Raw genomic sequence first — 13,289 nt, forward strand, 5'->3', positions numbered from 1 at the left:
CGATAAAGCCTCGATAGCTTACTTCGAGCAGCGCTTATCCTATCTGCTTTGTGCAAATAGTTATAGAAAATGACAAGTGCTTATATATAAGACCTTGTCTAATTTGCACAAAATATGACATGCTGTTGTTTTGTTCATGGATGAGAGAAATATAATGAGAGACGAAACCCTTGCAATACATTTTGGTTATGAGACGGACCCAACAACCAAATCAGTTGCTACACCAATCTATCAAACCGTCGCCTATGAGTTTGATAACGCCCAACACGGGGCCGATCTATTTAACCTAGAAGTTCCAGGTAATATTTACACCCGTATCATGAACCCGACCAATGATGTGTTAGAGAAGCGCATGGCAGCGTTAGAGGGCGGTATTGCCGGATTGGCAGTGAGTGCTGGCAGTTCAGCAATTCACTACGCCATACTCACACTGGCGCAAGCTGGGGATAACATTGTATCTACGCCTCAACTCTATGGTGGCACCTACACCCTATTCGCTCACATGTTCCCTAGCCTTGGTATTGAAGTGAAGTTTGCCAAAGACGATTCACCGGAAAGCTTAGCTGAACTGATCGATGATAAAACCAAAGCGGTATATTGCGAATCCATTGGTAACCCTGCTGGTAATATCGTCGATCTAGAAGCTATTTCGACGCTGGCTCATGCCCAAGGCGTTCCTGTCGTCGTTGACAATACCGTTGCGACTCCCGCGGTCTGCAAGCCAATCGAGTTTGGAGCAGATATCGTTGTTCACTCATTAACTAAGTACGTTGGTGGGCATGGAACCACGCTAGGTGGCATAATTATCGACTCGGGTAAGTTCCCATGGGCAGACCATAAAGAACGTTTCCCGGTATTTAATTCACCAGAGCCCTCTTATCACGGTGTTGTTTATGCGGAAGCATTTGGCCCTGCCGCATTTATTGGTCGCGCTAGAACAGTACCTCTGCGTAATACAGGCTCTGCGTTATCGCCAATGAATGCCTTTATGCTTATGCAAGGATTAGAAACCCTTAATTTGCGCATGGAACGCCATTGCGACAACGCACTGAAGGTAGCAAACTACTTACAACAACATGAGAAAGTGAGTTGGGTTAGCTATGCTGGCTTAGAAGAGTCTGAGTTTTATCCGTTGGCACAAAAATATATGAAAGGAAAACCTTCGGCCATTTTGTCATTCGGGTTAAAAGATGGTTATGACGCGGGTGTGCGTTTTTATGATGCGCTACAGATATTTAAACGTTTAGTAAATATTGGTGATGCAAAATCACTGGCTTGCCACCCTGCATCGACGACTCACCGTCAACTAGACGAAAAAGAACAGAAGCAGGCGGGTGTATCTCCAGAAATGATTCGCTTGTCGGTAGGTATCGAACATATCGACGATATCATTGCAGATTTGGAGCAAGCTCTGAGTAGCTAGTCACTTTTATTTCAAACACAAAAAAGCCGAGCATAATTCAATGCTCGGCTTTTGTTTTAGTAGAACGTTACTTATTCAGCAGCAGCTTCTTCAGATGCTTCTGGGCGATCTACAAGCTCAATGTAAGCCATTGGAGCTTTATCACCTGTACGGAAACCACATTTAAGAATGCGAGTATAACCGCCTTGACGGCTCGCAAAACGTGGACCTAGTTCATTAAATAGTTTTGCTACAACTTCGTTATCACGAGTGCGAGCAAATGCTAGACGACGGTTAGCAACACTGTCTGTCTTAGCTAGTGTAATCAAAGGCTCAATTACGCGACGTAGTTCTTTTGCTTTAGGCACGGTAGTTTTAATAACTTCGTGACGAACAAGAGAGCTAGCCATGTTGCTGAACATCGCTTTACGATGACTGCTGTTGCGGTTGAGTTGACGACCACTCTTACGATGGCGCATGACCTAATCCTTCTAACTAGTATTGATTAATCTTCAGCGATGGACGCTGGCGGCCAATTTTCTAGGCGCATGCCCAGAGAAAGACCACGTGAAGCAAGAACATCTTTAATCTCTGTAAGAGATTTCTTACCAAGGTTTGGCGTTTTAAGTAGCTCAACCTCAGTACGCTGTACAAGATCACCAATGTAGTGAATCGCTTCTGCTTTCAAACAGTTAGCAGAGCGAACTGTTAGTTCAAGATCGTCTACAGGACGCAGTAGGATCGGATCGAATTCTGGTTTCTCTTCCTTCTCCTCAGGTACACGTACATCACGAAGATCTACGAACGCATCCAGTTGTTCAGCTAAAATAGTAGCTGCACGACGGATTGCTTCCTCAGGTTCCAGAGTGCCATTCGTTTCCATATCGATAACAAGCTTGTCTAAGTCAGTACGTTGCTCAACACGTGCAGCTTCAACTGAGTAGGCAATTTTGTCTACTGGGCTGTAAGTTGCATCGACAAGCAAACGACCGATTGGACGCTCATCTTCTTCGGTATGAATACGAGCAGAAGACGGAACATAACCGCGACCACGTTCTACTTTGATGCGCATAGCGATCTCAGCACTATCATCAGTTAGATGACAGATAACGTGTTCAGGGTTAGCGATCTCTACATCACCATCATGGGTGATGTCACCTGCAACAACAGGGCCTGAGCCTGATTTATTCAGTGTAATAAACACTTCATCTTTGCCTTCAGCTACACGTACAGCCAAACCTTTAAGGTTTAAAAGGATTTCAAGAATGTCTTCTTGAACGCCTTCTTTTGTGCTGTACTCGTGCAAAACGCCTTCAATCTCAACTTCTGTCACCGCGCAACCTGGCATAGACGAAAGTAGGATACGACGAAGCGCATTACCTAGAGTATGGCCAAAGCCACGCTCTAATGGCTCAAGAGTTACTTTTGCGTGTGTCGTGTTAATCTGTTCGATGTCAACAAGACGTGGCTTAAGAAATTCTGTTACAGAACCCTGCATTGTGTCCTCTCTTTAGTTTAAACCTTACTTAGAGTAAAGTTCGACGATCAAGTGTTCGTTGATGTCAGCTGATAAGTCAGAACGTTCAGGCATACGCTTGAATGTACCTTCCATTTTGCCAGCATCTACTTCAATCCAAGTTGGTTTTTCGCGTTGTTCTGCAACTTCTAGAGCCGCTTTAATGCGAGATTGCGTTTTAGCTTTCTCACGAATAGAAACAACATCGTTAGCCGAAACTTTAAATGAAGGAACGTTTACAACTTTACCGTTTACTAGAATAGCTTTGTGGCTAACCAATTGACGGGCTTCTGCGCGAGTTGCGCCAAAACCGATGCGGTAAACTACGTTATCAAGACGACCTTCAAGAAGCTGAAGCAGGTTTTCACCTGTATTGCCTTTAAGGCGTGCAGCATCTTTATAGTAGTTACGGAATTGCTTTTCTAGAACGCCATACATACGACGAACTTTTTGCTTCTCACGAAGCTGAACGCCATATTCAGATAGACGGCCTTTGCGAGCGCCGTGCACACCTGGTGCGTTATCAATTTTACACTTGGTATCAATCGCGCGGACACCAGACTTAAGGAATAAGTCAGTACCTTCGCGGCGACTAAGCTTCAGCTTAGGACCCAAATATCTTGCCATGATTCTTCTCCAATATTCCTAGAAACGTAACGTTATACGCGACGTTTTTTAGGTGGACGACAACCGTTATGAGGGATCGGAGTTGCATCTACAATATTTGTAATGCGGTATCCAGCAGCGTTTAACGCGCGGATAGTTGACTCACGACCAGGACCTGGGCCCTTAACCATAACTTCCAAGTTCTTTAAACCGTACTCTTTAGCCGCTTCGCCTGCGCGCTCTGCTGCAACCTGTGCTGCGAACGGAGTAGACTTACGAGAACCACGGAAACCTGAACCGCCTGCAGTAGCCCAAGCTAGTGCGTTACCTTGACGGTCTGTAATCGTAACGATTGTATTATTGAAAGAAGCGTGGATGTGCGCTACGCCATCAGCTACTTGCTTGCGTACGCGCTTACGAGCGCGTGTTGGTTGTTTTGCCATTGTACTCTCTACCTTATCCGATTATTTTTTGATCGGCTTGCGCGGACCCTTACGGGTGCGAGCGTTGGTTTTAGTACGCTGTCCACGTAGTGGTAGACTGCGACGATGACGAAGTCCACGATAACAACCAAGGTCCATAAGACGTTTGATGTTCATCGAAACTTCACGACGTAGATCACCTTCTACAGTGTACTTGGCGACACCATCACGCAGTTGATCAATCTGCTCTTCAGTTAGTTCACTGATCTTAACACTTTCAGCAATACCCACGTCAGCTAGAATAGCTTGAGCGCGTGTTTTACCAATACCGTAAATAGCAGTTAATGCGATTACGGAATGTTTTTGATCAGGAATGTTAATGCCAGCTATACGGGCCACTATTCACTCCTAGTACTTTATAAGAAATTATCCGCAGCAAAGCCCGTACAGGATACGCTGCGGTTTACTACTTCTTTTGCACGCAAAAGGTAGGCCGAGCAATATACTCGACCAACTCTCACATTTCAAGTAAAAATTTCTGCTTAATTAACCTTGGCGTTGTTTATGCTTTGGTTCACTGCAAATTACGCGAACGACACCGTTGCGCTTAATTACTTTACAGTTACGGCAGATTTTTTTAACGGAAGCACGAACTTTCATTGCTAAACTCCGTAAATGGGAATCTGTATTAAATGGTTAGGCGCTAAATTAGCGACCATAACCTTTCAGATTCGCTTTTTTCAACACAGAATCATACTGTTGTGACATCAGATGAGTCTGTACCTGTGCCATGAAATCCATGATAACAACCACTACGATTAGTAGTGATGTGCCGCCAAAATAGAACCTTACGTTCCAGGCGATCATCATGAACTCTGGGATCAGACAGATAAAGGTAATATATAGAGCGCCCGCTAAGGTCAATCTCGTCATCACTTTATCAATGTATTTCGCTGTCTGCTCACCTGGGCGGATGCCGGGTACGAACGCACCAGACTTCTTCAAGTTATCTGCTGTTTCACGCGGGTTAAATACTAACGCCGTGTAGAAGAAACAGAAGAATATAATCGCTGCTGCATAAAGCATAACGTACAGAGGCTGACCTGGGCTAAGAGCCAAAGACACATCAGTTAACCAACCGAATGTGCTGCTCTCACCGTTCTGACCAAACCATTGTGCGATTGTTCCTGGGAACAAAATAATACTTGATGCAAAAATTGCAGGTATTACACCAGCCATGTTTATCTTAAGTGGCAAGTGCGTACTTTGTGCTGCAAATACTTTACGACCTTGTTGACGCTTCGCATAGTTAACGACGATACGACGTTGACCACGCTCCATGAAAACAACGAAATAAATTACAGCAAAAGATAAAACCCCAATTAACAACAGAAGAAGTACGTGCAATTCACCTTGACGCGCTTGCTCAATTGTCTGTCCAACTGCCGATGGCAGTCCAGCCACGATACCCGAGAATATAATTATCGAGATACCGTTGCCAATTCCGCGCTCTGTAATTTGTTCACCTAACCACATCAAAAACATGGTGCCGGTTACTAAACTAACGGTAGCAAGCAGGGTAAACATGGTTTGGTCGATAACGACCAGATTGTCGACCATGTTTGGTAAACCTGTTGAAATACCAATCGCTTGGAATGTAGCTAACACAAGCGTGCCGTAGCGTGTATATTGGCTAATCTTACGACGCCCTGCTTCACCCTCTTTCTTGAGTTCAGCTAACGCTGGATGAACTACAGTTAGCAACTGGATAACAATTGACGCCGAAATATACGGCATGATACCCAGTGCTAATATAGATGCACGCTCTAGAGCACCACCAGAGAACATGTTAAACATCTCTATGATAGTGCCTTTTTGCTGTTCGAACATATTGGCAAGTACAGCTGCGTCAATACCAGGTAGCGGTACAAAAGAACCTGCTCTGAATACTAATAACGCTATTACTACGAATAGTAAACGCGACTTTAGCTCAGCCAAGCCGCTCTGAGTACTACGAAAATCTTGTCCTGGTTTCTTAGCCATCTGTACCTCGTTTCTCGAGATTATTCCTCGATTTTACCGCCTGCAGCTTCGATTGCAGCTTTAGCGCCTTTAGTCACGCGAAGACCTTTAACAGTCACAGCTTTGCTAAGTTCACCAGAAAGAACAACTTTTACAAATTCGATGTTCTTAGTGATTACGTTAGCAGCTTTAAGGCTGTTTAGATCAACAACGTCACCAGTTACTTTCGCTAGCTCAGCTAGACGAACTTCAGCAGATACTAGACTCTTACGAGAAGTAAAGCCGAATTTTGGTAAACGTTGTTTCAAAGGCATTTGACCGCCTTCAAATCCTGGACGAACACTGCCGCCAGAACGTGACTTTTGACCTTTGTGGCCACGGCCACCTGTTTTACCAAGGCCAGAACCGATACCACGACCTACGCGCTTCTTAGAAGGCTTAGAACCCGCAGCCGGTGATAGAGTATTCAAACGCATTCTGATTACTCCTCAACTTTAACCATATAGTAAACTTTGTTGATCATTCCGCGTACGCACGGAGTGTCTTCAAGTTCAACTGTATGGTTGATGCGACGAAGGCCCAAACCTTTCAAGCACAACTTGTGCTTAGGTAAACGACCGATTGAGCTTTTAGTTTGAGTTACTTTGATAGTTGCCATTGTGTTCTTACTCCGAAATAGATTCAACAGTTAGACCACGTTTAGCAGCAACCATTTCTGGTGACTTCATGCCGCTCAAACCATCAATAGTAGCGCGCACAACGTTGATCGGGTTCGTAGAACCGTATGCTTTCGCAAGTACGTTGTGTACACCAACAACTTCAAGTACTGCACGCATTGCACCACCGGCAATGATACCTGTACCTTCAGCAGCAGGCTGCATGTAAACTTTAGAGCCAGTGTGACGACCTTTCACCGCGTGGTGTAGTGTTCCGTCATTAAGTGCGATAGTAACCATGTTACGACGCGCTTTTTCCATTGCTTTTTGAATCGCTGCTGGTACTTCACGAGCTTTGCCGTAACCGAAACCAACGCGACCATTACCGTCACCAACTACTGTTAGTGCAGTAAAGCTAAAGATTCGACCGCCTTTAACCGTTTTAGAAACACGGTTAACAGCGATTAACTTTTCGTTAAAATCTGTAGCTTGAGCTTGTTGTTCTTTAGCCATCTTCCAAACCCTACCTTAGAATTTAAGACCAGCTTCGCGAGCAGAATCTGCTAGCGCCGCTACTCGGCCGTGGTATTGGAAACCAGAACGATCGAATGCAACACCAGAGATGCCTTTTTCGATAGCGCGCTCAGCAATAGCTTTACCTACAGCTTTAGCAGCGTCAACGTTACCAGTATTCTTCACTTGCTCACGGATCGCTTTTTCTACAGTAGAAGCTGCTGCGATAACCTCAGAGCCATTCGGCGCAATAACCTGTGCATACACATGACGCGGAGTACGGTGTACAACTAGGCGATTAACGCGAAGTTCTGCAATCTTACGACGTGCACGTGTAGCACGACGGATGCGAGATGCTTTCTTATCCATAGTGTTACCTTACTTCTTCTTAGCTTCTTTAGTACGCACATATTCATCTGCGTAACGAACACCTTTGCCTTTATAAGGCTCAGGCTCACGGTAAGAACGAATGTCAGCCGCTACTTGACCAACAAGCTGCTTATCACAACCAGTTAGTACAATTTCAGTTTGGCTTGGACACTCTGCTTTAACACCTTCAGGTAGAGCGTGCTCTACTGGGTGTGAGAAGCCAAGAGTTAAGTTAACAGATGCGCCTTTAACAGCAGCACGGTAACCTACACCTTTAAGAGTCAGCTTCTTCGTAAAGCCTTGTGTAACACCAACAACCATGTTGTTCACTAGTGCACGAGCAGTACCTGCTTGAGCATTAGCTTTAGCAACACCTTCCACAGGAGCGAAAGTTAAGTTGTTATCTTCCTGAGCGATAACTACAGCGTCGTTAAATACGCGAGTTAGTTCACCCTTGCCACCTTTAACAGTGACTTCTTGGCCGTTAAGCTTCACCTCTACGCCAGCTGGAATAGCGACAGGTGCTTTAGCAACACGAGACATAGTCTACTCCTTACGCTACGTAGCAGATGATCTCACCACCAAGACCTGCTTTACGAGCAGCACGGTCTGACATCAGACCCTTGGAAGTGGACACTACAGCAATACCCAAACCACCCATCACTGATGGAAGCGAGTCTTTGTTCTTATAGACACGCAGACCAGGACGTGAAACACGTTGGATTTGCTCGATTACAGGTTTAGCTTGGAAGTACTTAAGAGTAACTTCTAGCTCTGGTTTTGCTTCGCCTTCAACAGCGAAGTCAACGATATAACCTTCAGCTTTTAACAAAGTAGCAATCGCAACTTTAAGCTTTGAAGAAGGCATTTTCACAGCAACTTTATTTGCTGATTGACCGTTACGAATGCGGGTCAGCATATCCGAAATCGGATCTTGCATGCTCATAATATTTACTCCAAATGATTAAGTGGCAATTACCAGCTAGCCTTACGAAGTCCCGGAATCTCGCCTTTCATGCAAGCTTCACGAACCTTAATACGACTCAAACCGAATTTACGTAGGTAACCGTGTGGACGACCAGTTTGGTTGCAACGGTTGCGCTGACGAGATGCACTTGAATCACGTGGAAGAGATTGCAATTTAAGAACTGCATTCCAACGATCTTCTTCAGATGCGTTTACATCGCTGATGATAGCTTTTAGTGCTGAACGCTTTTCAGCGAATTTAGCAACTAGCTTTGCACGTTTTACTTCACGTGCCTTCATTGATTGTTTAGCCATAACAGTAACCCTTCACCTTATTTGCGGAATGGGAAGTTAAAGGCAGCCAGCAGAGCTCGGCCTTCCTCATCGTTTGCAGCAGACGTCGTGATAGTAATATCAAGACCGCGCACACGATCGACTTTATCGTAGTCGATTTCCGGAAAGATGATTTGCTCGCGAACGCCCATGCTAAAGTTACCGCGTCCGTCAAAAGACTTAGCGCTAACACCACGGAAATCACGTACTCGGGGTAGAGCGATGTTAATCAAACGCTCTAGAAAATCCCACATACGCTCGCCACGCAAGGTTACTTTACAACCAATTGGGTAGCCTTCACGAATTTTGAAACCAGCAACTGATTTACGCGCTTTAGTGATAAGTGGCTTTTGACCAGAAATGATCGCCATATCAGAGGCTGCGTTCTCAAGTAGTTTCTTATCGTTGATTGCTTCACCAACGCCCATGTTTAGGGTGATTTTATCAATCCTAGGGACTTGCATGACGCTTGTATAGCCGAACTCTTTGGCAAGTTCAGCGACTACAGACGACTTGTAGTAATCATGCAGTTTCGCCATAGTAGAACTCCAAATTACTTCTATTAGTTAGAAACGATTTCGTTATTAGACTTAAAGAAACGAACTTTCTTACCATCTTCAATACGGAAACCGATACGGTCTGCTTTACCAGTTGTAGCGTTAAAGATTGCAACGTTAGAAACATCAATAGCTGCTTCTTGTTCAACGATGCCACCTTGTTGACCTAGAGCCGGAACCGGCTTTTGGTGTTTCTTAACAAGGTTGATTCCTTCAACGATAACTTTACCAGTAGTTAGAACCTTAGTTACTTTACCTTTCTTGCCTTTGTCTTTACCGGCAAGAATGATTACTTCGTCATTACGACGGATTTTAGCTGCCATTTCTGGATGCTCCTTACAGAACTTCTGGAGCCAGTGAGACAATTTTCATGAATTTCGCGTTGCGAAGTTCACGAGTCACTGGACCAAAGATACGTGTACCGACTGGTTGCTCAGTTGTGTCGTTTAATAACACACAAGCATTACGGTCGAAGCGAATGACAGAACCGTCAGGGCGACGTACGCCTTTACGGGTGCGCACCACTACCGCCTTCAGAACATCACCTTTTTTTACTTTACCGCGAGGAATTGCTTCCTTCACTGTAACTTTGATGACGTCACCGATATGTGCATAACGGCGGTGTGAGCCACCCAGAACCTTAATACACATTACCTTGCGCGCGCCAGAGTTATCCGCCGCGTCAAGTGTACTTTGCATTTGGATCATGTTAGTGCTCCGCTAATTAATTAAATAGACCCTCTCGGGTCGGGCTGCCTTTTAATAAGGGCTGCGAATTGTACCACCCTTTTTTGTGATTGGGTAGACAAAAAACAGGCGGCCCCAAAAAAAATTTGGAGCCGCCATTTTCGCTATACGAATAAGTAAAAAACTAAATTAGCTTTTTGCTTTTTCGATAACTTTTTCCAAAGTCCAAGACTTAGTCTTAGACAGTGGACGACATTCACGAATTTCAACAGTATCGCCTAGGCCACACTCGTTGTTTTCGTCATGTGCATGTAGTTTAGTCGTGCGCTTTACGAACTTGCCGTAAATTGGGTGTTTCACCATACGCTCGATAGCTACAACGATAGACTTATCCATCTTGTCGCTAACTACACGGCCTTGCATAGTACGGATTTTGTCGCTCATTATGCGCCTGCCTTCTCAGTCAAAACAGTTTTCACACGTGCGATATCACGACGTACAGCTTTTAGAGTATGAGTTTGCTGTAGCTGACCAGTTGCAGCTTGCATACGCAAGTTGAACTGCTCGCGCAGTAAATTCAATAGCTCTGCGTTAAGCTCTTCAGCGCTTTTTTCGCGTAGATCTTGTGCTTTCATCACATCACCTGCTTAGTTACAAATGTTGTTTTGATTGGCAGTTTACGAGCCGCTAGGCGGAACGCTTCACGTGCCAACTCTTCAGGTACACCATCCATTTCGTACATTACTTTTCCAGGTTGGATTTGGGCTACCCAGTACTCTACGTTACCCTTACCTTTACCTTGACGAACTTCAAGTGGTTTTTCAGTGATAGGTTTGTCTGGAAAAATACGAATCCAGATTTGACCTTGACGCTTAACGTGACGCGTCATCGCACGACGTGCCGCTTCGATCTGACGAGCAGTAATACGGCCACGGCCAACTGCTTTAAGACCAAATGTACCGAAGCTTACATCAGTACCTTTAGCTAGACCGCGGTTGCGACCAGTCTGAACCTTACGGAACTTAGTACGTTTAGGTTGTAACATCAGTCGTCTCCTTATTTACGGCCTTTACGCTGCTTCTTAGGCTTGTCAGCCTTTGGCTCTACTGCGTTAGCAGCTGGCATTCCGCCTAGAATTTCACCTTTGAAAATCCAAACTTTAATGCCGATCACACCGTATTGGGTGTGAGCCGAAGAAGTTGCGTAATCGATATCAGCACGTAGTGTGTGTAGTGGCACACGGCCTTCACGGTACCATTCAGTACGCGCGATTTCAGCGCCGCCTAGACGACCGCTTACTTCAACCTTGATACCCTTCGCACCTAGGCGCATTGCATTTTGTACCGCGCGCTTCATAGCACGACGGAACATAACACGACGCTCTAGCTGAGACGCGATGCTATCAGCCACTAATTGACCATCTAGCTCAGGCTTACGTACTTCAGCGATGTTAATCTGCGCTGGTACACCTGCGATTTTAGCTACAGCTGTGCGTAGCTTCTCAACGTCTTCACCTTTCTTACCGATAACAACGCCTGGACGAGCAGTGTGAATAGTCACACGAATACTCTTAGCAGGACGCTCGATAACGATACGTGAAAGAGACGCTTTTGAAAGTTCCTTAGTTAGGAACTGACGTACCTTGAAGTCGCCGTCTAGGTTGTCAGCGAAATCTTTGGTATTAGCAAACCATGTAGCATTCCAAGGCTTAACGATGCCAAGACGAATACCATTTGGATGTACTTTCTGACCCATTGCTTACTCTCCTAGTCTCTAGCGATCAGCTACAACGATGCTGATGTGGCTTGAACGCTTCAAGATACGATCCGCACGACCTTTAGCACGAGGCATAATACGCTTCATGATAGGGCCTTCATCTACGAAGATTTTAGCGACATTTAGATCGTCAATGTCTGCACCTTCGTTGTGTTCCGCATTTGCGATTGCTGACTCAAGAACTTTCTTAATTAAAACAGCAGCTTTTTTGTTGCTGAATGTAAGTATTTCTAGAGCTTGGTCAACAGATTTACCGCGAATTTGGTCTGCAACTAAGCGAGCCTTTTGAGGCGAAATACGAGCAAAGTTATGTTTAGCTAGTGCTTCCATCATCTACTCCTTATTTCTTTTTCGCTTTCTTATCAGCAGCGTGGCCGCGATAAGTACGAGTTGGTGCAAATTCACCCAGTTTGTGACCGATCATTTCATCAGTTACAAATACTGGTACGTGCTGACGACCATTATGGACAGCGATGGTCAAACCGATCATCGTAGGGATGATCATTGAACGACGGGACCAAGTCTTAATAGGCTTTTTGTCTCCGCTTTCCACCGCTTTCTCTACCTTCTTCAGCAAGTGTAGGTCAATAAAAGGACCTTTCTTGAGAGAACGTGGCATGGCGATTCCTCTTTATAGATTATTTATTACGACGACGTACAATGTACTTGTCAGTGCGCTTGTTCTTACGAGTCTTAAAGCCTTTAGTAGGCTGACCCCAAGGAGATACTGGATGACGACCACCAGAAGTACGGCCTTCACCACCACCGTGTGGGTGGTCTACTGGGTTCATTACCACACCGCGAACGGTTGGACGAACACCACGCCAGCGGCTAGCACCAGCTTTACCTAGTTCACGAAGCATGTGCTCAGAGTTACCAACTTCACCGATCGTTGCACGACCTTCAGAAAGTACTTTGCGCATCTCGCCAGAACGTAGGCGTAGAGTTACATATGCACCGTCGCGAGCGACGATTTGTGCGTATGCACCTGCAGAACGAGCAATTTGTGCACCTTTACCAGGTTTCAATTCAACACAGTGAACTGTAGAACCTACTGGGATGTTGCGCATTGGCAGAGTGTTACCTGCTTTAATAGGCGCATCAACACCAGATTGTAATTGGTCACCCGCTTGGATGCCTTTTGGTGCAATGATGTAGCGACGCTCACCGTCTGCGTACAGAACTAGAGCAATATTTGCGCTACGGTTTGGATCGTATTCTAGACGCTCAACTTTCGCTGGGATACCGTCTTTAGTACGTTTGAAATCAATCAAACGGTAATGATGTTTATGACCACCACCGATGTGACGTACTGTGATACGACCGTTGTTGTTACGACCGCCATTTTTAGAGTTTTTCTCTAAAAGTGGAGCGTATGGCTTACCCTTATGTAGGTCAGCGTTAACAACTTTAACTACGTGACGACGACCAGGGGAAGTCGGCTTACATTTAACAATAGCCATT

At 45.2% G+C, this 13,289-nt stretch carries 25 protein-coding genes; 1 reads left to right on the top strand and 24 read right to left on the bottom strand.

Annotated features, from left to right (window positions below; all coding sequences use genetic code 11):
• Nucleotides 1-154: 154 nt before the first annotated feature.
• The gene (locus CHJ_RS13375; RefSeq protein WP_171754185.1) at nucleotides 155-1,423 is read left to right on the top strand and encodes an O-acetylhomoserine aminocarboxypropyltransferase/cysteine synthase family protein; all 1,269 of its coding nucleotides are present in this window, start codon (nucleotides 155-157) and stop codon (nucleotides 1,421-1,423) included.
• Between the two features lie 71 nt (nucleotides 1,424-1,494).
• Here the strand turns inward: CHJ_RS13375 and rplQ are convergent, their stop codons facing one another.
• From rplQ to rplB, 24 genes are all read right to left on the bottom strand, one after another.
• Nucleotides 1,495-1,881 carry a 50S ribosomal protein L17 gene (rplQ, locus tag CHJ_RS13380; RefSeq protein ID WP_171754184.1) on the bottom strand — a complete coding sequence of 129 codons (387 nt, stop codon included), beginning with the start codon at nucleotides 1,879-1,881 and terminating at the stop codon, nucleotides 1,495-1,497.
• A 26-nt stretch (nucleotides 1,882-1,907) separates the two neighbouring features.
• Nucleotides 1,908-2,900, bottom strand: a complete 993-nt coding sequence (locus tag CHJ_RS13385; protein WP_171754183.1) for a DNA-directed RNA polymerase subunit alpha — start codon at nucleotides 2,898-2,900, stop codon at nucleotides 1,908-1,910.
• A gap of 24 nt (nucleotides 2,901-2,924) precedes the next feature.
• Nucleotides 2,925-3,545: a 30S ribosomal protein S4 gene (gene rpsD / locus CHJ_RS13390; RefSeq protein ID WP_171754182.1), complete on the bottom strand. Its 621-nt coding sequence runs from the start codon at nucleotides 3,543-3,545 to the stop codon at nucleotides 2,925-2,927.
• A gap of 32 nt (nucleotides 3,546-3,577) precedes the next feature.
• On the bottom strand, nucleotides 3,578-3,967 hold the full coding sequence (rpsK, locus tag CHJ_RS13395; RefSeq protein ID WP_171754181.1) for a 30S ribosomal protein S11: 390 nt from the start codon (nucleotides 3,965-3,967) through the stop codon (nucleotides 3,578-3,580).
• A gap of 21 nt (nucleotides 3,968-3,988) precedes the next feature.
• Nucleotides 3,989-4,345: a 30S ribosomal protein S13 gene (rpsM, locus tag CHJ_RS13400; protein WP_171754180.1), complete on the bottom strand. Its 357-nt coding sequence runs from the start codon at nucleotides 4,343-4,345 to the stop codon at nucleotides 3,989-3,991.
• A 147-nt stretch (nucleotides 4,346-4,492) separates the two neighbouring features.
• Nucleotides 4,493-4,606, bottom strand: coding sequence for a 50S ribosomal protein L36 (gene rpmJ / locus CHJ_RS13405; protein WP_000868186.1), 114 nt, complete (start codon nucleotides 4,604-4,606; stop codon nucleotides 4,493-4,495).
• Nucleotides 4,607-4,654: 48 nt separating this feature from the next.
• On the bottom strand, nucleotides 4,655-5,989 hold the full coding sequence (gene secY / locus CHJ_RS13410; RefSeq protein ID WP_171754179.1) for a preprotein translocase subunit SecY: 1,335 nt from the start codon (nucleotides 5,987-5,989) through the stop codon (nucleotides 4,655-4,657).
• Between the two features lie 20 nt (nucleotides 5,990-6,009).
• Nucleotides 6,010-6,444: a 50S ribosomal protein L15 gene (gene rplO, locus CHJ_RS13415; RefSeq protein WP_137358609.1), complete on the bottom strand. Its 435-nt coding sequence runs from the start codon at nucleotides 6,442-6,444 to the stop codon at nucleotides 6,010-6,012.
• Between the two features lie 5 nt (nucleotides 6,445-6,449).
• Entirely contained in the window at nucleotides 6,450-6,626 is a 177-nt protein-coding gene (gene rpmD, locus CHJ_RS13420) for a 50S ribosomal protein L30 (protein WP_171754178.1), read from the bottom strand.
• A gap of 7 nt (nucleotides 6,627-6,633) precedes the next feature.
• A complete protein-coding gene (gene rpsE, locus CHJ_RS13425) occupies nucleotides 6,634-7,137 on the bottom strand; it encodes a 30S ribosomal protein S5 (protein ID WP_171754177.1) in 504 nt (167 codons plus the stop codon).
• Nucleotides 7,138-7,152: 15 nt separating this feature from the next.
• Nucleotides 7,153-7,506 carry a 50S ribosomal protein L18 gene (gene rplR, locus CHJ_RS13430; RefSeq protein WP_171754176.1) on the bottom strand — a complete coding sequence of 118 codons (354 nt, stop codon included), beginning with the start codon at nucleotides 7,504-7,506 and terminating at the stop codon, nucleotides 7,153-7,155.
• A 9-nt stretch (nucleotides 7,507-7,515) separates the two neighbouring features.
• Nucleotides 7,516-8,049: a 50S ribosomal protein L6 gene (gene rplF, locus CHJ_RS13435; protein WP_171754175.1), complete on the bottom strand. Its 534-nt coding sequence runs from the start codon at nucleotides 8,047-8,049 to the stop codon at nucleotides 7,516-7,518.
• 10 nt (nucleotides 8,050-8,059) lie between these two features.
• A complete protein-coding gene (rpsH, locus tag CHJ_RS13440; RefSeq protein WP_171754174.1) occupies nucleotides 8,060-8,452 on the bottom strand; it encodes a 30S ribosomal protein S8 in 393 nt (130 codons plus the stop codon).
• A 29-nt stretch (nucleotides 8,453-8,481) separates the two neighbouring features.
• Nucleotides 8,482-8,787, bottom strand: coding sequence for a 30S ribosomal protein S14 (gene rpsN / locus CHJ_RS13445; protein WP_038228838.1), 306 nt, complete (start codon nucleotides 8,785-8,787; stop codon nucleotides 8,482-8,484).
• A gap of 17 nt (nucleotides 8,788-8,804) precedes the next feature.
• Nucleotides 8,805-9,344 carry a 50S ribosomal protein L5 gene (gene rplE, locus CHJ_RS13450; protein WP_317917913.1) on the bottom strand — a complete coding sequence of 180 codons (540 nt, stop codon included), beginning with the start codon at nucleotides 9,342-9,344 and terminating at the stop codon, nucleotides 8,805-8,807.
• A 23-nt stretch (nucleotides 9,345-9,367) separates the two neighbouring features.
• Nucleotides 9,368-9,685, bottom strand: a complete 318-nt coding sequence (gene rplX, locus CHJ_RS13455; protein ID WP_171754172.1) for a 50S ribosomal protein L24 — start codon at nucleotides 9,683-9,685, stop codon at nucleotides 9,368-9,370.
• A gap of 13 nt (nucleotides 9,686-9,698) precedes the next feature.
• On the bottom strand, nucleotides 9,699-10,070 hold the full coding sequence (rplN, locus tag CHJ_RS13460; RefSeq protein ID WP_017029093.1) for a 50S ribosomal protein L14: 372 nt from the start codon (nucleotides 10,068-10,070) through the stop codon (nucleotides 9,699-9,701).
• A gap of 168 nt (nucleotides 10,071-10,238) precedes the next feature.
• On the bottom strand, nucleotides 10,239-10,493 hold the full coding sequence (gene rpsQ, locus CHJ_RS13465) for a 30S ribosomal protein S17 (RefSeq protein WP_171754171.1): 255 nt from the start codon (nucleotides 10,491-10,493) through the stop codon (nucleotides 10,239-10,241).
• Nucleotides 10,493-10,684 (bottom strand): 50S ribosomal protein L29, encoded by a 192-nt coding sequence (rpmC, locus tag CHJ_RS13470; protein WP_021019650.1) that lies wholly within the window; start codon nucleotides 10,682-10,684, stop codon nucleotides 10,493-10,495. Before rpmC ends, rpsQ begins: the two co-directional genes overlap by 1 nt.
• Complete coding sequence (rplP, locus tag CHJ_RS13475) at nucleotides 10,684-11,094, bottom strand: 50S ribosomal protein L16 (RefSeq protein WP_084888990.1); 411 nt, start codon at nucleotides 11,092-11,094, stop codon at nucleotides 10,684-10,686. The genes rpmC and rplP overlap by 1 nt, the downstream gene beginning before the upstream one ends.
• Before the next feature lie 11 nt (nucleotides 11,095-11,105).
• Entirely contained in the window at nucleotides 11,106-11,804 is a 699-nt protein-coding gene (rpsC, locus tag CHJ_RS13480; protein ID WP_023402469.1) for a 30S ribosomal protein S3, read from the bottom strand.
• Nucleotides 11,805-11,822: 18 nt separating this feature from the next.
• Entirely contained in the window at nucleotides 11,823-12,155 is a 333-nt protein-coding gene (gene rplV, locus CHJ_RS13485) for a 50S ribosomal protein L22 (protein ID WP_026026743.1), read from the bottom strand.
• Nucleotides 12,156-12,165: 10 nt separating this feature from the next.
• On the bottom strand, nucleotides 12,166-12,444 hold the full coding sequence (gene rpsS / locus CHJ_RS13490; RefSeq protein ID WP_001138114.1) for a 30S ribosomal protein S19: 279 nt from the start codon (nucleotides 12,442-12,444) through the stop codon (nucleotides 12,166-12,168).
• A gap of 19 nt (nucleotides 12,445-12,463) precedes the next feature.
• On the bottom strand, nucleotides 12,464-13,288 hold the full coding sequence (gene rplB, locus CHJ_RS13495; RefSeq protein WP_171754170.1) for a 50S ribosomal protein L2: 825 nt from the start codon (nucleotides 13,286-13,288) through the stop codon (nucleotides 12,464-12,466).
• Between the last annotated feature and the right edge of the window lies 1 nt (nucleotide 13,289).

This window comes from Vibrio sp. MACH09 (assembly GCF_033238805.1).
Taxonomy (GTDB): Bacteria; Pseudomonadota; Gammaproteobacteria; order Enterobacterales; family Vibrionaceae; genus Vibrio.